21 protein-coding genes are annotated in these 20,398 nt (G+C 46.6%); 11 read left to right on the forward strand and 10 right to left on the reverse strand.

Annotation, left to right across the window (positions count from 1 at the left end; genetic code table 11):
* Window positions 1-52: 52 nt before the first annotated feature.
* Entirely contained in the window at window positions 53-1,144 is a 1,092-nt protein-coding gene (locus tag KNQ06_RS08140) for a hypothetical protein (RefSeq protein WP_215147901.1), read from the forward strand.
* 223 nt (window positions 1,145-1,367) lie between these two features.
* Here the strand turns inward: KNQ06_RS08140 and KNQ06_RS08145 are convergent, their stop codons facing one another.
* The gene (locus KNQ06_RS08145) at window positions 1,368-1,718 is read right to left on the reverse strand and encodes a hypothetical protein (protein ID WP_064300068.1); all 351 of its coding nucleotides are present in this window, start codon (window positions 1,716-1,718) and stop codon (window positions 1,368-1,370) included.
* 197 nt (window positions 1,719-1,915) lie between these two features.
* Between KNQ06_RS08145 and KNQ06_RS08150 the strand changes: the two genes are divergently transcribed.
* From KNQ06_RS08150 to KNQ06_RS08160, 3 genes are read left to right on the forward strand one after another with little or no spacing between them, the layout of a single operon-like run.
* A complete protein-coding gene (locus KNQ06_RS08150) occupies window positions 1,916-2,143 on the forward strand; it encodes a PLDc N-terminal domain-containing protein (protein ID WP_064300069.1) in 228 nt (75 codons plus the stop codon).
* Window positions 2,140-3,024: an ABC transporter ATP-binding protein gene (locus tag KNQ06_RS08155; RefSeq protein ID WP_149427170.1), complete on the forward strand. Its 885-nt coding sequence runs from the start codon at window positions 2,140-2,142 to the stop codon at window positions 3,022-3,024. The genes KNQ06_RS08150 and KNQ06_RS08155 overlap by 4 nt, the downstream gene beginning before the upstream one ends.
* Entirely contained in the window at window positions 3,021-3,791 is a 771-nt protein-coding gene (locus KNQ06_RS08160) for an ABC transporter permease (protein WP_149427169.1), read from the forward strand. The genes KNQ06_RS08155 and KNQ06_RS08160 overlap by 4 nt, the downstream gene beginning before the upstream one ends.
* 47 nt (window positions 3,792-3,838) lie before the next feature.
* On the opposite strand, the gene KNQ06_RS08165 is transcribed toward KNQ06_RS08160, so the two are convergent.
* The 5 genes from KNQ06_RS08165 to nikA are packed head-to-tail and all read right to left on the reverse strand — an operon-like array spanning window position 3,839 to window position 8,842.
* The gene (locus KNQ06_RS08165; RefSeq protein ID WP_149427168.1) at window positions 3,839-4,636 is read right to left on the reverse strand and encodes an ATP-binding cassette domain-containing protein; all 798 of its coding nucleotides are present in this window, start codon (window positions 4,634-4,636) and stop codon (window positions 3,839-3,841) included.
* Window positions 4,633-5,439 carry an ABC transporter ATP-binding protein gene (locus KNQ06_RS08170; protein ID WP_215084444.1) on the reverse strand — a complete coding sequence of 269 codons (807 nt, stop codon included), beginning with the start codon at window positions 5,437-5,439 and terminating at the stop codon, window positions 4,633-4,635. Before KNQ06_RS08170 ends, KNQ06_RS08165 begins: the two co-directional genes overlap by 4 nt.
* On the reverse strand, window positions 5,436-6,281 hold the full coding sequence (nikC, locus tag KNQ06_RS08175; protein ID WP_483299327.1) for a nickel ABC transporter permease subunit NikC: 846 nt from the start codon (window positions 6,279-6,281) through the stop codon (window positions 5,436-5,438). Before nikC ends, KNQ06_RS08170 begins: the two co-directional genes overlap by 4 nt.
* On the reverse strand, window positions 6,278-7,219 hold the full coding sequence (nikB, locus tag KNQ06_RS08180; RefSeq protein WP_215084445.1) for a nickel ABC transporter permease: 942 nt from the start codon (window positions 7,217-7,219) through the stop codon (window positions 6,278-6,280). The genes nikC and nikB overlap by 4 nt, the downstream gene beginning before the upstream one ends.
* Before the next feature lie 12 nt (window positions 7,220-7,231).
* On the reverse strand, window positions 7,232-8,842 hold the full coding sequence (nikA, locus tag KNQ06_RS08185; RefSeq protein ID WP_215147903.1) for a nickel ABC transporter substrate-binding protein: 1,611 nt from the start codon (window positions 8,840-8,842) through the stop codon (window positions 7,232-7,234).
* Between the two features lie 255 nt (window positions 8,843-9,097).
* Here nikA and KNQ06_RS08190 point away from each other — a divergent pair, with 255 nt between their 5' ends.
* Window positions 9,098-9,655: a hypothetical protein gene (locus KNQ06_RS08190; protein ID WP_215147905.1), complete on the forward strand. Its 558-nt coding sequence runs from the start codon at window positions 9,098-9,100 to the stop codon at window positions 9,653-9,655.
* 107 nt (window positions 9,656-9,762) lie between these two features.
* On the opposite strand, the gene KNQ06_RS08195 is transcribed toward KNQ06_RS08190, so the two are convergent.
* The 4 genes from KNQ06_RS08195 to KNQ06_RS08210 form a co-directional block, all read right to left on the reverse strand.
* Window positions 9,763-11,025: a PTS ascorbate transporter subunit IIC gene (locus KNQ06_RS08195; RefSeq protein ID WP_047395867.1), complete on the reverse strand. Its 1,263-nt coding sequence runs from the start codon at window positions 11,023-11,025 to the stop codon at window positions 9,763-9,765.
* A gap of 32 nt (window positions 11,026-11,057) precedes the next feature.
* On the reverse strand, window positions 11,058-11,324 hold the full coding sequence (locus KNQ06_RS08200; RefSeq protein WP_058705306.1) for a PTS sugar transporter subunit IIB: 267 nt from the start codon (window positions 11,322-11,324) through the stop codon (window positions 11,058-11,060).
* Window positions 11,325-11,327: 3 nt separating this feature from the next.
* Window positions 11,328-13,343, reverse strand: a complete 2,016-nt coding sequence (locus KNQ06_RS08205) for a BglG family transcription antiterminator (RefSeq protein ID WP_215147907.1) — start codon at window positions 13,341-13,343, stop codon at window positions 11,328-11,330.
* Between the two features lie 237 nt (window positions 13,344-13,580).
* Entirely contained in the window at window positions 13,581-14,537 is a 957-nt protein-coding gene (locus tag KNQ06_RS08210) for a sensor domain-containing diguanylate cyclase (protein WP_215147909.1), read from the reverse strand.
* A 387-nt stretch (window positions 14,538-14,924) separates the two neighbouring features.
* On the opposite strand from KNQ06_RS08210, the gene KNQ06_RS08215 reads away from it, so the two are divergent.
* The 6 genes from KNQ06_RS08215 (at window position 14,925) to KNQ06_RS08240 (ending at window position 20,370) form a co-directional block, all read left to right on the forward strand.
* Window positions 14,925-15,917: a siderophore ABC transporter substrate-binding protein gene (locus KNQ06_RS08215; RefSeq protein WP_149427162.1), complete on the forward strand. Its 993-nt coding sequence runs from the start codon at window positions 14,925-14,927 to the stop codon at window positions 15,915-15,917.
* Window positions 15,918-15,937: 20 nt separating this feature from the next.
* Window positions 15,938-16,933: an ABC transporter permease gene (locus tag KNQ06_RS08220; RefSeq protein WP_215148286.1), complete on the forward strand. Its 996-nt coding sequence runs from the start codon at window positions 15,938-15,940 to the stop codon at window positions 16,931-16,933.
* The gene (locus KNQ06_RS08225; protein WP_215147911.1) at window positions 16,930-17,994 is read left to right on the forward strand and encodes an iron chelate uptake ABC transporter family permease subunit; all 1,065 of its coding nucleotides are present in this window, start codon (window positions 16,930-16,932) and stop codon (window positions 17,992-17,994) included. The genes KNQ06_RS08220 and KNQ06_RS08225 overlap by 4 nt, the downstream gene beginning before the upstream one ends.
* Window positions 17,991-18,743, forward strand: coding sequence for an iron ABC transporter ATP-binding protein (locus KNQ06_RS08230; protein ID WP_215147913.1), 753 nt, complete (start codon window positions 17,991-17,993; stop codon window positions 18,741-18,743). The genes KNQ06_RS08225 and KNQ06_RS08230 overlap by 4 nt, the downstream gene beginning before the upstream one ends.
* A 27-nt stretch (window positions 18,744-18,770) precedes the next feature.
* Entirely contained in the window at window positions 18,771-19,466 is a 696-nt protein-coding gene (locus KNQ06_RS08235; protein WP_215147915.1) for an FAD-dependent oxidoreductase, read from the forward strand.
* Between the two features lie 124 nt (window positions 19,467-19,590).
* Complete coding sequence (locus KNQ06_RS08240) at window positions 19,591-20,370, forward strand: HAD-IIB family hydrolase (RefSeq protein WP_215147917.1); 780 nt, start codon at window positions 19,591-19,593, stop codon at window positions 20,368-20,370.
* Window positions 20,371-20,398: the final 28 nt, after the last annotated feature.

Below are 20,398 nucleotides of genomic sequence, written 5' to 3' on the forward strand. Positions count from 1 at the left end.
TTTTCACCAAAATGAAACGAGACAACATTGCGAGGGAGAGAAAATAGACCCCATGAAACGGATCAAAGAAAATCTTGATGCAATTGTGCTGGATACGTTGAACGTAAAAGCAGAACAGATTCTAAAGATTGGTGAAGGAGCTTGGCACACTGTATATAAGTTAAAGAGAGTAGATGATCAAGACCTTGTGATTCGCATAAAAAAGAATGAAGCTTATGGGGAGTTGCAACAGATTGATAAACAAGAGCTGACTACAGAGTATGAGTCTACGAAAGCTTACTATTTACATGCCAATACAAGTGACCAAAATGTCTGTCCTGACTTTTATCAGTATTTTATTGAAGATGACACAGTATTTACAGTAGAAACGTTCATGGGTCGTGGAACAGATTTATTGTTACTCGATCAGAATAAAGCCCATTCTTACGGTACGAAATTAGGACAAATTTTTCATCGTATACACAACCAGAAAACCTCTATTGTTGGTTTCGGGGAACTGCACTGGCAAGTGGAAACTTTACAAGGTAGTGATTTAAGAAACGAGGATGAATTATGGCTGGAAGAAAATGAACACGTCTTAACCGCCTTAAATGCTCTCATTCACTCTAATCTTTGCTTTGATAAAGAAAAAGTCAGTCAGCATATTCATGCTTTAATTGAAAATAGACGAACTCAGGTTCAAAAGATCTCGCTCGTGAATCAAGATGTAACACCAGAAAATTTAATTTTAAGTGATAAACACATTGCAATCATTGACCCGTTTCCAAGATTGGACTTTGATTTGAAATATGCAGCTTACTTTGTTTTTTGTTACAATTTTTTGTTACCAGCCTTCTCAAATGCTCCACGATACATAAATCAAGCATATCAAGAAAAAAGTTATGTTCTTAACAAAATAGCTGATGGATTCATAAGCGGATATTGCTCTAACGTGGTTGGAGACGAACTCACCACTCAAACTCGACGGATACTGGATGATTATACATTATGGGTATTGCAAGAAGCTTATGAGCACTACGACATTCTAAATCATCCTCATCTCAATCTTAAAACAACGCAACAGATGGGGAATCGAGAAATGATAACTGTTCGGTTACATCTATGTCTCGAAGAATTAGAAAAACGGTGTACGGAATCAGAGTAGAGGCTGACGCAAACTCTAGTCTCGACAAAGATAAAAAGAATGACGCTTTACACGCCACTCCTACAGGAAAAGCGCATTTTTGCGCTGTCAGAGACAAACAAGACCCGCTTTCCTGCTTGAATGAAGCAGGAAAACTGGCTTGTGTCTCGCCTGAGGAAAGGGCGTGAGAAAGCGAATCATTCTTTTTTTGAGTCAACTTCTTTATGTATCCCACTTAGTTTCGTCATACGGAAACGAGAGATGACGTATCCAGTGACTCACTTTCGATCACGATCGCTGTTAAACCCGTATCCGTCTTCGTTTCGTGCCATTCTCCTTGTTTCCAAAACACGGCTTCCCCACACTGAACATTTATGTAGTCATCCGTTTCCCCTCTTACAAAGCCCTCACCCTCTACAATTAATAGAAGTTGCGGCACGACAGCCTGGTGATAACCGACCACGCCATCCTTCTCTAAATGGATGCATCCGATATGCGTCACTTTTTCCGTCTGCATGATCCGTGACATCACAAAGTTCGAATCAAATTTCGTGATCTTCTTACCAACCTCTTTTTTGAATTGATAAATCTGCATATAAGCCTCCTTAAAATCATGATTCGTTTGATAGTTCGTTTTTCATTTAAACTATTTGATTCAAATCGCATTTGGAAAATTTTGATAAGAGAAGTTTATCATAGCTCTAACTGATTGAGAACTAACGATGATTCGTCTATGGCATTGACTTTTCTATTTTCATTATTGATAATGGTAATAGAAAAGGAGGGTTTTTTATGAACACAGATTTCTCTGCCTTATCACAAATCAACTGGGAACAATTCCTGCCCCTATTATTGATTTACATCTCCATCAACCTGATTCTACTCAGCTGCGCCTGTATCGATTGGTTTAGACGGAAGGACCGGATCGCGACACCGACTACTTGGTTATTGATTATTCTCCTCGTCCAGCCGATTGGCTCGATTCTCTACTTCGTCCTCGGAAGGAGGATGACAGCATGATTCAGATTTCTCATCTCCAGCTTTCACTTCAACGACGTCTTATCTTAGACGATATTTCCTTTACGATTCACGAACATGAATGTCTTGGACTGATTGGTCCGAATGGTGCCGGAAAGACGACACTCCTGAAATGTCTGAGCGGCATGATCGAGAGTGACCGTGGTTCGATCACGATGTCTTCGCGCTCCATCCGTCAACAGCAGCAATCGATCGGCTACTTATCACAACAGACCGACTTTAAGCCTTGGATGACGTGCGAACAATCATTACGTTTTTTCGGTCGCTTGTCAGGTCTCGATCGCGCAACGTTAAATAAGCGGATTCCGGACGTTCTAAATGAAGTTGGACTCCACGATCAACAAACAGAAGTCATCGAACGCTTGTCCGGCGGGATGCGCCAACGTCTCGGAATCGCCCAAGCCATCTTACATGAACCGATATTTTTGATTCTCGACGAACCGGCTTCCGCCCTTGATCCGAGTGGTCGACATGATATCAATCAATTGATCCTCCGCTTAAAGAAACGGATGACGATCATCGTCTCAACGCACCTCTTAGAAGACGCAAAGACGTGTTGCGATCGCTTCCTCGTCATTAAACACGGAAAATTGTTAGGTCCACTCGACAATCAACGCAACGTGGATCAATATCGGATTCAAGTCGAGACGCTTACAGCTGCCCCGTCTTTTTCTGCGACACTATTTCCACGAGTCGAGATTGATCGAATCAACCCGTGCTGCTATCAGTTCTCCGCGCAGCAGCCGCTTGATCTCTCGCAGTTAGCGACTACTCTGATTCAGCTAGGATGGTCGATTGCTTCGATTGCCTATCAACCGATCGGACTCGAGGAACGGTTCCTCGACATGGTGGCAGACGTATGAGGACCTTTTATACGCTGACATGGACCGAGTGGTTGGAAGCATGGAAAGAATGGAAGATCGTTTGGTTACCGCTGTTCTTCATTGCCCTCGGGGTGACACAACCATTACTGTTGATGTACATGGATGTCTTGCTCGCACACGTCGGAAATGCAGACGGAATCATCGTTGATCCGAATCGTCCTACTCCGCAACCGCTTGACGTCTTCAGCGCAACGATCCACGGACAGTTCAATCAGCTCGGCTTGATTGTCCTGATCATGAGCTTCATGGGATTGCTTGCTTCAGACCGACAAACTGGCATGCAGGATTTCATTCTGACGCGTCCCGTCTCGCGAAATATCTATCTGCTGTCGAAATGGTTCAGTCACGGGATGATTAGTCTATTCGGGATTCTGATCGGCGCACTCACGTCCTATAGTTTGACCGTCTATTGGTTCGGATCTCTCTCACCGATGCTTGCACTTCGCATCATTCTCGATTTTAGTCTTTGGACGTTATTCGTCGTCAGTCTGACACTTCTGATCAGCACCTTTTTGCAACGCGCCGTTCCGATCGGCATCCTGTCGCTCGTCGTTTCCTTGCTACTCGTCGCACTTCCTTCGCTAATGCCAGACATTCTATTCTTTATGCCTGGTGCGCTACTGTCGCTTCCATCGCACACGTCGTTTTTTTCTTCGTCCCATCTAATCGGTGTCGCTTCTTGTCTCATTTGGATTCTTCTCACACTCGGCTGGTCAGCACTTCGGTTCCGAAAAACGGCTTATTGATCCACCGCTACAACACAAAAAGGATAACGGAGCCGTTCAGCCGTCCGTTATCCTTTGTTTGCTTGTGTCTTTCGAATCGTTCGTTGCCTTGGATGCACGGCAAGTTTTGCTTGGCGCATCCGTTCGACGGCAGGATCCGTCGCAGCATCGAACGCAACTAAACTCGGGTAGTGCCCGACGAGACGTCCCTGCTCTAAGATCGCGAAGCTGTCGCAAAGTTGCTCGGCAGCTTTAATGTCATGGGTGATGAAGACATATGTTAGACCGTGTAGCCGCTTCAAGTCAGCTAGCAATGCAAGAATCAATCGTTTGTTGACCATGTCGAGGCTACTGACTGCTTCGTCTAAAACGATCAGACGTGGTTCAGCAGCAATCGCTCGCGCAATCGCGATTCGCTGCAGTTGCCCGCCACTGAACTGCGCCGGATATTTTGTCAGATCCGTCGCCTTGAGCCCGACTTGTTCGATAAGCGTGACGAGACGCTGTTGCCGTGCTTCACCCTTTAAACGAATGAAGTTATCAAGCGGTTCGGCGATGATATCGGCAGCCGTCAGCTTCGGATTGACCGCAGCGAAGGAATCCTGAAAGACGACTTGGACGTCACCTTGAAATGGTCGTTTTGTCGCATGCCGGTCGATACCGTTGAACCAGATCGTACCGCTTGACGGGCGTTCGAGTCCGAGCAACAATCGTCCGAGCGTACTTTTCCCGGCACCACTCGACCCGAGCAATCCGAGACAGCGTCCCGCTTCAAGCGTCAACGACACATCATGTAAGACGGTCTGTGCTGGTCGAAACCGGCGTTTATAGACGTGTGAGACTTGATCGATCTGTAGTAAACTCATCCGAACGCCTCCCTTCCTAGATGCTGTGCAAGAAGTGACTGTGTATACGGATGTTGCGGTCGATCAAACAATTCAAAAACATCTGCTTGCTCAACGATCCGTCCTTGCTGCATGACGAGGACATCGTCTGCAAGTTCAGCGATCACACCTAGATCATGCGAGATGAGTAACATCGCCGTTCCGTAAGTCGCCCGCATCCGTTCGAGTAATTCAAGAACCGTCTTCTGATTGAAGACATCGAGTGCCGTCGTCGGTTCGTCGGCAATCAAGACGCTTGGGCGCAGGGCAACGGCTAAGGCGATCATGATCCGTTGCAACATCCCCCCACTCAGTTCGAATGGATAAGCTTTGAGCAATCGGGCGGCATCCGTCAGATTGACTTCTTCGAGTGCCGTCATCGCTTGTTGTTTCGCTTCACGTTTCGAACAACGTGAATGGGTCTGAATCGTCTCGATCAACTGGTGCCCGATCGAATAGACCGGTGTGAAGGCACTCATCGGATTTTGCATGATGAACGCAATCTCACCGCCTCGAATCGTTCGGACGGTTCGTTCGGATAGAGACATGATTGATCTGCCATTCAGTTGGATGTCACCGGTGACGTCTGTCGTCTGCGGATTGAGCAGACGCATCAAAGCGAGACTCGTCACCGTCTTCCCACAACCACTCTCTCCGACAAGACCGAGGATCCGACCAGGTTGAATCGAGAATGATACCTCTTCAATCAGTGTCACTTGTTGTTTCGTACGGACGGTCAGACCGTCGACAGCTAAGATCGGTTCGATACGGGCACCTCCTCTCATTTCATCGTTTTTGACACACCGAATCGTTCTGCTAACTGTTCTCCTACTAGGTTAAAGCTGATGATGACGAGCATGATCGCAAGTCCCGGATAAATCATCAATTCCGGATTCGTCCGGATGTACGATTTTCCTTCGTGAATCATCGCCCCCCACTCGGCTGTCGGTGACTGGACACCAAGACCGAGGAACGACATCGCCGAGATATCCATGATCGCCCAGCCCATCTCAAGCGTCCCGATGACGAGCAGCGGTGGTAAGATGTTCGGCAGAATATGCGTCCGAATGATCTTCCACGAAGACGAACCGTTGACACGAGCAGCGGCGATGAACGCTTCCGTCTTCAACGTCATGACCATTCCGCGGAACATCCGCGCGTAGTAGACCCACTGGACGAGCATCAAGGCGATGATGACTTGCTTGAGACCTGGACCGAAGATACCGACGAGACCGAGGACGAGAATCAGACTCGGAAATGCCATCACACCGTCACACAGGCGCATCAAGAGTTGATCGATCCAGCCACCACGATAGCCGGCTAGTGTTCCGACGAACAGTCCGATCGCAAGTGAGGCGATGAAAATCAACACGGCGCAACCGAGTGAGATCCGCGCGCCGTAAATCAAGCGCGATAAGAGACAGCGTCCGAGCTGGTCGGTTCCGAGCGGATAGGCTGACGACGGACCATGAAGCTTTTGCGTCAAGTCGACGAGGTTCGGATCATGCGGCGCGATCCATGGTGCGAACAAAGCAATGCCTGCCATCCCGATTAAGACGAATGCACAAAGATAAAGAAGCGGTGTATACCGCGACCGGATCATTGTTGCTGGAAGTGGAGTATTCATACCGTCCCTCCTTTTTTCGCTAGGCGTGGATCGAGCACGGCTTGAATGATGTCGACGAGCAAACTGCTACCGATGAAGACGAGTGCCGCGAGAAAGACGTAGCCTTGGATGACCGGCATATCCCGATCAAAGATTGCTTCAATGAAGTAGCGACCGAATCCTGGCCACGAGAAGACGGTCTCGACGATGATCGTTCCCGTCAGCAACTTCCCAAGGTTCATCCCAAGACCCGTGATCATCGGCGGAATCGCCATCCGAAGGACGTGTTTCCCAAGAATCCGTCCTTCCTTCAATCCGCGTGTCCGGGCAAATAAGACATACGGTTCATTCAACGCTTCGATCACACTACCGCGCAGCAATCGCGTATACAGGGCGATCAACGGAAAGGCGAGTGTCAATGCCGGTAAGATCAAGTGCATCACACTTCCCGTCCCACCGACCGGAAACCAATCCAGCTGGACGGCAAAGAAGAAGATAAATAGATATCCGAGCCAAAACGACGGGATTGAAGCCCCGATGAAGGCGATTGCCCGACTGAGATGATCAAAGAATCCATTCTTCTTGATCCCGGCAAGGAACCCGAGCGGGATACTGATGACGAGTGCGAGCAGTAGACTTGTCACTGCCAGCTCGACCGTTGGTGGTAAGCGGAGCAAGACATCTTCTAGGACCGGTTTTCCGGAAAGATACGATGAGCCGAAATCGAGCTGCGCCAGGCGGATGACGGCATCGAAGTATTGTTGATAGAACGGTTGATCGAGTCCGAATTCTGCTCGTTTGGCAGCGAGTAGTTCATCCGTCGGTTGGATATGAGCAGCGGACAGATAGGCCTGTGCCGGATCAACCGGTGACAAATGAATCAACCCTGTCAGAATCAAGACAGCAAGTAACAAGATCGGGATGACGGATAATATGCGTTTGACGAGGAAGACCCCCATGTCATCCCTCCTTTACTTAATGCCGATCCGGGCAAATGGACTCTCATCCCGGTTCGCCGGGAACTGGAAGTTCGTCACGTCCGACTGATAGACCGCCATCTTCTTCAAGTACGAGATCGGAATCAATGCCCCTTGATCTTGGAGTGATGGCAGAATGTCGGCGTACATCTTCTGACGCTTCGTCTCGTCTGTCGTTTTTAAGACATCTTTGATCTCTTGCAACAGTTGTTCTTTATTCGGATAAGCCGAAATCGCTTCTTTGAAGCCGAAGCCATCCGTATCAATCAGGTTCACGAACGTATGCGGATCATACGGTGCACCGAAGTTGCTGTAGAAGTTGATGTCAAATCGGTTGTCTTTAAAGCGCTGAACTTGATCCGGCAGTTCAACGGCTTCTGTCTTCAGCTCGACGCCGATTTTCGACCATTCCGACTGGAGTGTTTCGGCCATCGCCTTTTGGACCTGCTCTGCCGCATCATACATCATCCCGATTTGCAGCGGTTGACCATCCTTGACGCGGATCGTTTCACCTTTCGGCAGTTTCCAACCTGCTTCATCTAGGAGACGATTCGCTTCCTTGACGTCATAATCTCGTTGCTTCACTTTTAGGTTCGACGTGTACGGCATGTTCGGTGGCAACAGGTAGTCAGCTGGTGCTTCTATTCCCGACGTGATCCCTTCGACGAGAGCGGCTTTATCAAACCCGTGCTGGAGCGCCTGGCGGACGCGTTCGTCAGACAGACGCTTATTTTTCGTATTCAAGACGAGAAGACGCGTCGCGACTGGTTCGGACATCTCTGTCTTGTAGGATTTATCCGTCTTCAACTGGTTGAAGGCATCGATGCTGATCGCCCCTTCACCGTAAATCAGATCAACTTGTCCTTTTTCGAGTGCTAAGACACGTGTTTCCGCATCCGGGATGATGTCGACCTTGATGTGATCGATGTTCGGCTTCGGACCCCAATAGTTCTTATTGACCTTAAACGTCGCATACTGATCCGGTTTGTATTCGTCGAGCATCCAGGGACCTGTCCCGACTTCTTTTTTGACACCCTTCGACGTATCGCCGTTTTCCGGGAATCCCGCTTCTCCGAGGAAACGGACCGGGCGGACGACCGCGAGTTCCTGAATCGTCGGGTAATAGGCTTCGGATAATGTCAGGCGGAACGTCTTCGCATCGACAGCTTCTGTCTTCTCGATTTTCGTGATGAAGCCGAGCCAGCTATGTAAGGCTTTTTGTTTGACGATCGCGTCAAAGTTCTTTTTGACGATCGCTGCGTCGAACGTCGAACCGTCCGAGAACTTGACGCCGTCACGGAGCGTGAACGTATACGTTTTTCCGTCTTCAGAAATCTTCCAAGACGAGGCTAAGTATGGCTCGAGCTTTCCGCCTTCTCCGTAGTGGACGAGTGGCTCATAGATCATCGACTGTGCGAACAGTTGTGATGGGTTGTAGACGTGCGGGTTCATCGTTCCGACGTCGCGTGGCCACGCGAGCGTCAATGTATCTTTATCTTTTCGCTCTCCTGTCGACTCGCCCGGGTTCGAGCAGCCGATCAATAATGATGTCAAAGACAGGATCGAGACAGTAGAAATCAGTAATTTTTTACGGTTAACGTTCATGGTAGGCAGAACTCCCAACTTGTATTGATAATCATTTTCAATTGTAAGAGGGAAAGGTAAGGATTGTCAATGGATAATCCAGATGTTAACTGGACCTAAAGACGCTTTTTGACAGGATTTCCACGCATAACTGAGTAACATTCTGTGTACGCTTCTTTTTTGTTAATAATTGTAATCAGCTGTGTTAAGCGGTATCCTAGTTTGGATGCTGCGTTTCTTGTTTAACGAAATCATTTGCACGGAAAGGATGATAGGATGTCACGACTGGTTTCCTCCGTCTCGCTTGTGTTGCTCAGTCTGCTCTTAGTGCTCCCTTTACTGATGATCGATGGACTGATTTTCTACGTCGGAGATGTGTCCTACGATTCGTTCGTTGGTTGTCTGGTGTTTCTCGTATGTTTCTATCTCGCTAGCCTGGTCGTCAGCATCGTATTCGACGGGATGATGCGTGCGCTCGGTGGACTGTTTAAGCGTCGCCTCTCGAACATACTGTTTGCTGTCGTGAACGGTTCCGTCAGTTTGAGCGTCTTACTTTGGATGGACCTCTACGTTGCGTCGATCACGATTTCTCTCGCGACAAAAGTCGTGCTGGTATCTGTACATACGGTATTGTTTTACCTGATTCATCAATCGAGCGATTCGACTGTTCCGTCTTCTGAAGACAACGTACAACATGATCCAATCGTCCAAGACGCCATCCGCTTGTTAGAAGATACCGATCCTGTGTCCTGCGTTGAACAGTTATGCCTCAAATACCCCGAGCTTCCGAAAAAGGACATCATTCGGATCGTTTATCGACTTAATGGCAACTAAAAAGACCTGATCGTTTCTGAAGGGATTCAGAAGCGTCAGGTCTTTTAGTGTAACTAGAAATGAAACGCACAACTTTTTATAACGAAATAAGATGCAATGGAACCCGTTTAGCTGAATAGAGAAACAATCCAACTGATCAAAATACCGACGAACGCAAAGTCAGAATCCCCGAATGTCGTCCCTTCGAATCCGAGATTGCCGAGCAGTGGTAAGAGGAATGCCGGTAAAAAGCTAATCAGAATACCATTTGCAAATGAGCCAAGTATTGCACCTCGTCTTCCACCAGTCGCATTACCGAATACGCCAGCAGCAGCACCCGTGAAGAAGTGTGGTACTAATCCAGGCACGATGATTGATAATCCGAGTAAAGGTAAGAAGAACATTGAAATCAATCCAGCGACAAAACTGGATAGGAAGCCGATGATGACCGCGTTTGGTGCGAATGGGAAAACTGTCGGGCAATCTAGCGCCGGTTTGGCATTTGGAACTAGTTTATCCGCAATTCCTTTAAACGCTGGTACGATTTCAGAAATTAACATCCGAACACCGGCAAGTACGATATAGACTCCTGCTGCGAACGTAATGGCTTGAATGATGGAGAAGACGATATAGTTCGAACCACTCGATAATTCTTTTTCAATAAATCCTGGTCCAGCAAACAGAGCAACGACAACAAAAAGTAATGTCATCGTCAAAGAAACGGCAACGGATGTATCTCTTAAGAAGCCTAGTTGTTTGGGCACCTTAATTTGCTCAGTTGAGTGTTCTTTATTTCCTGCATATTTACCAATCGTTCCAGAAATAAAGTATCCAAGGGAACCAAAGTGGCCGACTGCAAAGTCATCAGAACCAGTGATTTGTCGAACGAAAGGTTGCAAGAGAGCTGGAAAAAGAACCATACATAATCCCAGTAGAACCGAACCTACAACAACTAATAGAACGCCACTCAATCCGGAAACTGAAAGTATTGCCGCAAGTAAACTCGCCATGAATAACGTATGATGTCCAGTCAAGAAGATGTACTTGAATGGTGTAAATCGAGCCAAAACAATGTTCATGACCATTCCGAACACCATGATCATTGCCGTCTCTACACCAAATGCATCTTGAGCAACTGCTACGATTGCTTCGTTATTTGGAATGATTCCCCGAATGCTGAATGCGTGATCGAACATTTTACTAAAGATTTCGAGTGCTGCGATGATAACACCGGCTCCTGCTCCAATAATGATAAAGCCCATGATTGTCTTCAGTGTCCCCGAAACAACTGTCGCAATATCCTTTTTTTGCAACAGTAATCCAACAAGAGCAAATATACCGAGCAAAATTGCTGGTGTCCCTAAAATATCTCGCATAAGTAAATCAAGCAAGGTCAGTCCCCCCTTCTGTTATGTGTTGTTAGTTAAAGTCTCGTACTAAGTTGTGCCTTAATGTCTTCGATATTCATGACATTTTCAAGAGCAACAATGTCACGAGTGCCGTTGTCGAGCGAAATAATGATGTCTTTTGCACCTAAATAAATATCAGCCGGTTCCGTTTGTGCAGTCGAGAGATCCGTATGAGAAACATCTGCTTGTTTCCCCATTTGTTCAAGTGCCTTTTTAACGTTAAGTTCCATGATGAAACTTGATCCAAGTCCGTTTCCACATACCACTAAAATTTTCTTCATGATTTAGTCCTCCTCAGAATATGGTTCAATGATTGTTTCGATATCTGTTACAGAGTTTGCTTCTAGTAAACGTGTGACATCTGCTTGATTTCCTAAAAGATTCGTCAGTTGGCTTAGCGCTTTTAGATGCGTTGTTTGATCAATGGCTGCAAGAACAAAAAACAGACGTACTTCTTTATCTTGAGGAAATAAAACAGGTTCTTCTAACTTCAAAATACTCATTCCTAGTTGAAGTACACCGTCTTCCGGTCGTGCGTGTGGAATCGCCACATCTGGCATTAAGACAATATATGGACCATGAGACTCAACGTTTTGAATCATCGTTTCGATATACGCTGGTTGAATTTTCTTTTCAAGTAGTAAAGGACTTGCTGCCACTCGAATGGCATCCATCCATGATTCCACCCGTTGGTGTATCTGTATTTGGTTTGTTGTGATTAAATCATTTAGCACCGGTTGCCCTCCTTGTAGCAGTTTTGGTTGTCTTGGATATAACAGCTGATTTAATTCCTGTCGTAACGCTGATTCACTTTGGATTGTTGCATGTTGTTTGATGACAGCAATCAAATCCTCCAATTGAATTTCATCTGATTGGTTTCGTTTTAGAAAACGCTGCTCCACCGACCGTCTTAATGTAATTTGCTCAAAACGTGTCGGCAAGGTAGGTACAAGCATGACATCTGCCTGCAAATGAATACTCTCTTCTAACGGAACTGTCGTAAAAATCACATCGATAATTTCCACGAATTGACCCACTTCACGTTGTGACACCGGTGGTAAAAATACAATCTCAGGAAATTGATTTTTTAGAATGTAATCAAGCATATGCGATACACTAATCCCACTTGGACAGACAACAATTGCTTTTAACTTTTTATCCAATTGCTCTCCTTGCTGATTTAGATGTGTGGCAAAGTGAAGCGTATAATACATGATTTCGACATCTGGTATGTCTTGATTCATCAACTTGCGGAATGGTTCTAACGCTTTCGATACAAGAACATGTAATACTTGGTGTTCTTCCATGACATACCGCTTTAATTCCGATGATGATTCCAAACCTGAATAGAGGCGCTGCATCGTAGCTTTCGAGTGAAGTACTAACTTTTCACAAAGAGCCTCTTTTTCGATAATGAAAGTGCAAGAAATCGTCTCAAAATGAGTAATCACCTCATGCATGATTTTGAAAAGACGAGCATGAAGATCTTTTTGAATTTCCTCTTCCACCTTCGGACCACTTTGGATAAGGAGATCTAACGTATCAACAAATAATGTCCGTTCTTCGAAATAAGAAATGAGAGTTGAATCAATGTTCTTCACGAACAGCGGTTCTTCACTGGGTACAACTTCCTTGATAGCTATTGATCGACCTAACATCAAAAAATAAGATAGTTTCTCTCGATGCTCTTCTACAAATTGGAATTGTTGTTCTGCTTCATATGATTCAATGTGTTGTTTCGCTTTAATTAAACGCTCTGACCAATCATCAATGATCATAAACATCAAATCGTTTTTCGTAGAAAGTCGAATTAATCGCTCAATCGCTCGGTACATATACAAATAAATCGTTTGTAGATGCCCATAGAAGTGATATCCATCTTTTCGAGAATAATTGAGTGTAATCCCAAATTGAACCGCGTCTTTTTTCACAGCGTTTAAACTTTCTTGCACTGTAAACTTCGATACATTTAACAACTGCTGATAATGAACGGAAGATACAAAATCTTTTTCCACCATCGTATAGAATGTGATCAACAACTCACGTTCTTCTTCCGAAAAGATTAATTCAGCTTTCTCTAATTTCTCTCCAATCCCCTTATCAGATGGAATCGTCAAAATCGGTCCATTCACATCAATCAACGGTAATTGATGATATCCAAGCCATTCTTGAATACGTTCGATTTCATACTCTAAAGTTCGTTTAGAATACGGTAAGATTGTTAATAAAAATGGAATTTGTACGATTTCTTCATGAAGCATCACATGAAGGATTCGTTTACTTTTTTCGTTCAATAACATAAGTGGAGGCCTCCTACGCATTCAGTATAAAACGAAAACACCATCTTTTTGTAAGCGTTTACGATTGATGTTTGTTCTTGCTATTAACAAAAAACTGTCTCTAATTCTTGAGAACAAAAAAAACACTCATTCGTCACATGAGTGTTTTACAAGCGATTTAATTTTTATTTGTATTTTACCATAATAAGCCAAACAACCTGTTCTATACCGAATAAATATTCTTCAGATTGATAGTCTTCACTCTTTTACTAACTCATAAAACTGATACGTATTCTTCCCAGACGACTTAGCGGCATATAGCGCAACATCCGCCTGTTGTAATAAGGCTTGCAACTCTGGACGAAACGCAGTGTCATACAACACGATCCCGATACTCGTCGACACCCGGTAGTCCGTTTCCCACTCACTTAACGCAGTGACGATCCGCTTTGCGAGTCGTTCCCACCCTGCCCTTGAATCCGAATGACCGAAATGAAGAATGAATTCATCACCGCCTAAGCGTACGGCTATCGCGTCGTCTTGTTGGCGGACGAACTGTCGTAAGCGTTGTGCGACTTCTTGCAGGACGATGTCCCCCGTCTCGTGTCCATAGACATCGTTGACCTGCTTAAAGCCATCGAGATCAAGGAAGAAGACAGCTCCTGTCTGCCCGGGATGCTCCTCGAACTGCTTCGTTAAGTACCGCCGATTGTGCAGTCCTGTCAACGCATCCTTCCAAGCATGACGCTCAAGCTCCAAGTAGTACAAGAAGAGTCGAACGATTCGTTGCAATAGCTGAACATTCTTCTGTTCATACAAGCTGACCCGATTATTGATCGCACATAATGTGCCGAACGTCTCCCCGCTCGTCAAGACGATTGGAATACCCAAGTAAGACCGGACGTGAGCCTCCTCCAAACCCTTTCGCCAGTCGCCGAGTTGTTCCGCGTTCGGAATATCTTCGAGCACGACCGGCTGTCTCGTCTCGAAATTAATCAGCTTACATAACGATTGGTTCAGTTCAATCTGCATGCCTTCCACCATCGGGATATCTGCTTTATCGTTCGTGATCTTCAACATCCGTTGTTGTCCTGCTTCGATCGCTGATAAATACAGCATCTGGTCCGGTAGAATCTCTTTTGCGAAATCGAGAACATCATCTGCCAATTCATCAAAATTTTGATACATCTTCAAGTCTTCAAATGGTTGATTCATACAGCACCTCATTTCGAAGTCATCTTCTGTAGCGTCTCTGATTTGAAAAACGAAAAGGTTACATTTATTACCACTTTCTCTTTTGACTATCGTTTAAACCTGTTTTTGTAAAAAGCGTTCGATTGTCCTATTTCTAGTCCTGAATGAGAAAGATTATCATTTTTTTATTTTCGTATAGTTTATAGAAGGTAAAAATTCGGACAGCCATTTGGCTGGAAATGATCGTTGCATCTTCTAAAATCGTCTGCTATCATTCTCGGTGAACTTGACAATGATAATCATTATCACTTATTGAGAACAGATGACTCAGATAGAACTACATAATCCATCTGCTACTTAATCCGTGATTCATGCGTTATCAAATTAAACAAGAGGAGCTGAATCATCATGGGGAAATGGAAAACACCACTCGTCGTGAGTTCGCTTGCTGTCTTACTGGCGGCATGCGGGAACGCAGGAGAAGCAGACACAAAGAAAGACGCAGAAGCACCAAAGACGGTCAAAATCAAGGATGCACACGGAACAGTCAACGTCCCGGTTGATCCGAAAAAAGTCGTCGCACTCGACAACCGGACATTCGAGACGCTTGCCGCATGGGACGTCGAACTCGCAGCAGCACCAGTCGGACTGCTCCCGGCTGAGTCACCGTATGCGAAAGATAAGGATATCGTCGATGTCGGCATGCACTTCGAACCGAATCTCGAAGCAATCGCTGGTGTTAATCCGGATGTTGTCATCGTCGGACAACGTTTCGCTGATCATTATGAAGACATCAAAAAACTCGTTCCGAACGCTGCTGTCATCGACCTTGACATCACTTTACCGGAAGACTCCGGTACACCAGGTGAGTTACTCGTCAAAGGACTTGAAGATACGACTGAGACACTCGGACAAATCTTTGATAAAAAACAAGAAGCGGATCAGCTCGTGACATCGCTTGAGCAATCGATCAAAGACGTTAAAAAATCATATAACGGACAGGACAGCATCATGTCGGTCATCGTCTCAGGCGGTGATATCGGTTTCTCTGCTCCGATGAGTGGACGTGTCTTCGGACCGATGTATGATTTGTTCGACTGGAAACCAGCCCTCGAAGTCAAACAAAAATCGGGCAACGACCAAGGGGATGAAGTCTCGGTCGAAGCAATCGCTCAAAGTAACCCGGACTGGTTACTCGTCCTTGATCGTGACGCACCACTTGGAAACGCAGAAGGTGCCGTACCGGCGCAAGATGTCATCGACCGTGCACCTGCCCTGCAGAAAACAAAAGCAATCAAAGACGACAACATCGTCTACGCACCGAAAGACACGTATTTGAATGAATCGATCCAGACGTACTCGGAATTCTTCACTGACATCGCGAAAGCGCTCGAGAAGTAATGGCACACGCACAGCAACAAATGAATGGAAGAGTTGAGCCACCCGCTCGACCTTCCTTTTCTGTCGTTTGGACGAAGCCGTTCGTCTTGACCTTATGTCTCGTCTTAGCGCTCGCAGCGGCTTCCCTCTTCACGGGCGTCTACGAACTACGGAGTGCAGCGAACGATTTCGATATGTTCTGGATCACACGTGTTCCGCGGACACTTGCCTTGATGCTGACGGGTGCTGCGATGGCAATGGCAGGACTCGTCATGCAACTGATTACGCAAAACCGCCTCGTTGAACCGACGACGACGGGAACGATCGAATGGGCGGGACTCGGACTGTTAGCCGTTTACTTACTCGTTCCGGCACCGTCCTTGTTGATGCGGATGAGCGGAGCCATCGTGTTTGCGTTCATCGGGACGATGGTCTTCTTCTGGTTTCTCCGTTCGGTCCGACTGCGTTCATCGTTGATCGTCCCAATCATCGGTCTGATGCTCGGAGCCGTCATCTCCGCGATATCGACGTTTCTCGGACTATTTTTCCGTGCCAGCCAAGCGATCGAAGGCTGGTTCGTCGGTTCGTTCGCGTCCGTCCAAATCGGTCGCTACGAATACCTCTGGATCATCATCGGTGTCACAGTCTGCATCTTCTTTCTCGCGAGTCGCTTGACGCTCGTTGGACTCGGCGAAGACATCGCGACGAGCCTTGGCGTCAACTACAATCGACTGATGCTGATTGCGACTGGGCTGATCGCCCTATCAGTCGGTGTCGTCGCGACCGTCATTGGCAATCTGCCCTTCCTCGGCTTGATCGTTCCGAACATCGTCTCGATGTTTCGCGGTGACGATCTCCGTAGTAATTTGCCGTGGGTCTGCCTGATCGGCATGGCAACGATTCTCATCAGTGATCTGATTTCACGCACGATCATCCGTCCGTTTGAACTTCCGGTCTCCTTGATTCTCGGAACGGTCGGGGCAGCCGTCTTCATCATCATTCTGTTACGTCGACGGAAGACTGGAGGTGTCAGATGAGTACCGCGATTAGACAAAAAGAACATACACGAATTCAACCGAGCGTTACACGTGAAACCAATCGCCGAGCGTCTGCGTTTCAGTCGAAACGACTCGAGCGCCGCTACTGGATTCTCCTCATTCTGTTGCTCAGCGGCGGAGTGCTCAGTACGATCGGTCTCTTGCTCTACAACAATCCGGTTCCGTTTGATTCTCCGTCCTTTTGGCCGGTCGTCGAACGCCGGATCACCGCCGTCATCACGATGGCGATCGCGGCAATTTGCCAAAGTCTCGCGACCGTCGCCTTTCATTCGGTCACGAGCAACCGGATCATCACACCATCCCTGCTTGGTTTTGATGCCCTCTACTCGACGATCCAGACATCGATGATCTTTTTCTTCGGTGCGGGAGCACTCGTCGGCTTTACCGGCACGAGCGCTTTTTTGACACAGGTCGCGATCATGCTTGCGATGAGTCTCTTATTATACGGATGGTTGTTGTCCGGAAAATACGCGAACCTGCAGCTGATGTTGCTCGTCGGAATCATTCTCGGCACGGGTCTCAACTCGCTGTCGTCATTCATGCGAAAGATGCTCGCACCGTCCGAGTTCGATATCTTACAAGCACGATTATTCGGTTCGGTCACGAATGCCGACGCATCTTACTTCCCGATCGTCATTCCGGTCGTCCTTATCGTCGGTCTGTTGCTCTACTTCTCGTCAAGACGACTCAACGTCGTCGCGCTTGGAAAAGAGGTCGCGACATCGTTCGGCGTCAATCATCGTGGCAGTGTCATCTACTTCTTGATTCTGATTTCACTCCTGATGTCGATGTCGACGGCATTGATCGGACCGTTGACGTTCTTCGGCTTTTTAGTTGCGACACTCAGTTATCAGGTCGCTGCGACGTATGATCACAAATACGTCTTCCCGATGGCATTCGCAATTGGTTTCTTCGTTTTGACGACTGCCTATTTCTTCATGTATCACATTTTCAACACGCCAAGCGTCGTCTCCGTCATCATCGAACTGTTCGGCGGTCTGATTTTCCTTGTCGTGTTGCTTAGAAAGAGGTCCCTATGATATCACTCGAACAAGTTAAAAAATCGTATACAGATGAGGTCCGAATTGGTCCAATCGACTTAACGATCCCAAAAGGTGGATTTACGGCGCTGATCGGTCCAAATGGTGCTGGTAAGTCGACGACGTTGATGATGATCGGTCGTTTGCTTGATCTCGATGCCGGGCAGATTGAAGTCGCTGGCATGGATGTGACAAGTAGCAAATCGAAAGACTTAGCAAAGATCATCACCATCCTGCGGCAGGAAAATCATTTCGTGACCCGGCTGACGGTCCGGCAGCTCGTCGGCTTCGGACGTTTCCCCTACTCACAAGGTCGCTTGACGGCTGACGATGAGACGATCATCTCGAAATACATCGATTTTCTCGAGTTGACGTCGCTTGAGAACCGCTACCTCGACGAATTATCGGGCGGACAGCGGCAACGGGCGTATGTTGCGATGGTGCTCTGTCAGGAAACGGAATACATTCTACTCGACGAACCTCTCAATAACCTTGATATCGCCCGCTCGGTCCAGATGATGGGTTATCTACGACACGTCGCTGATACGTTCGGACGGACGATCATCACCGTCTTGCACGACATCAATTTTGCTGCGAAATACGCAGACCACATTTGTGCGATGAAGGATGGACAAATCGCCGCCTTCGGAACGGTTGCCGAAGTCATGGATGAAGCGCTATTATCCGAGATCTTTGAGACTCATCTTGAGATCATCGAAGGTCCATACGGTCCGATTGCTGTCTATTGATACTTATATAGAAATGAGGAATGAATGATGCAGATCGATTGGCTACCACTAAAACAGGTAACGCAAGAAGGCGAACACACTTACACGTTTCATTTGCAACGCCCAGATGGTTTCGTTTGGGAGGAAGGCGCCCATACGCATATGGCGCTAGAAGGGTTTAATGCAGGCGATAAGCCGAACCGCAGTCTGATTCGGCATATGTCGATCTCGACGCTCCCTCATGAAGGAACGATCGGCATCACGACACGGATTAAACCGGAATGTTCCGTCTTTAAGGAGACACTTCGACAGCTGAAACTAGGTGAGAAGATTGCTTTGTTTAAGACGCATTCGAACATTCCGCTATGCCGGGAAAATCGTACGGTGTACTTACTGTCAGCAGGCGTTGGTCTGGCAACGTTTCGTCCGATCATCTTGCAACATCAGGCTGACAGAAGTGGCATTCCGCACATGCACTCGTTGAATGTCGACTCGGCGCGCACTGAACTATTCAAAACTCAGCTTCCTTCGCACGAGCAGTTTAGCCCCGCTTATGTCGAGAGTCGCTCCGCTTACTACGATGCTGTCAAAGCGATGACAGCGGACAAGGAAGGGTTGTTCTACATCGTTGGTAGTGATGAATTTCTCCGAGACACGATTGACGTGTTGCAGGCTGCTAACATTCCGACGGCGCAAATCATGATTGATAAACGTCAGGACCAATTAGATACGTTTTTAGCATAAGGTACCAATGATTAGACTTCAGCATTGACTGGAGTCTTTTTGTTTTCTCAAAATAAAGAATCGGTATGTTATCTGTAAATATTTGTTATGATAAGTGCATCAACTGACTTTTGGAGGGTTGCTTATGAATTTTGTATTTGATCTCGATGGAACAATTTGTTTTAAAGGAAAACCGATGTCTCAAGACATCGTACAGGCGCTTCATGCAGTCGAGAACGACGGGCACCGTGTGATTTTTGCTTCAGCACGTCCTATCCGTGACATGCTACCTGTCATTCATCCTTCATTCCATGATCATATCTTAATCGGCGGAAACGGATCGTTGGTCGCATCGGAACAAACAATCGTTCAATCAAAATCGTTCGACGATCGTGAGCTTTCTTTTATCACAGAATTACTCGACAAGCATAAAGCCACATATTTAATCGATAGTGATTGGGATTATACATATAACGGACCGCAAGACCATCCTATTCTGAACAATCTAGATCCGGGTAAGACGGCACAAAATGTTCCGCTAGCTCACCATGATCGAATCATAAAAATCCTCATTTTGAGTGCCAACAATCTGAAATCCTTAGAAAACGAGCTGCTTCGAATGGATGTCGTTGTTCATTATCATGGATCGGAACAAGTATTGGACATTAGTCCGACCACCATCAATAAACGGACTGCTTTACAATCACTCGGGATCGAGAGCGAGGGATACATTGCTTTTGGGAATGACGCGAATGATATCGAGCTATTCAAAGGAGCACAGTATGCGGTCATGATCGGAAGCCATAAATCACTCCGTTTTTACGCAGATCACACCATTGACTCCACCAGTCCTTTAGAATCTCACATAGTCGAACAAATCAGGCATCTAAGCCAAAAATACGTCTATTCCACGTCGTATTCCTAAATAACGCCTGGTGAAATTTTCGGATCAA

Source organism: Exiguobacterium sp. s91 (assembly GCF_018618915.1).
In the GTDB taxonomy this organism is placed as follows: Bacteria; Bacillota; Bacilli; order Exiguobacteriales; family Exiguobacteriaceae; genus Exiguobacterium_A; species Exiguobacterium_A abrahamii.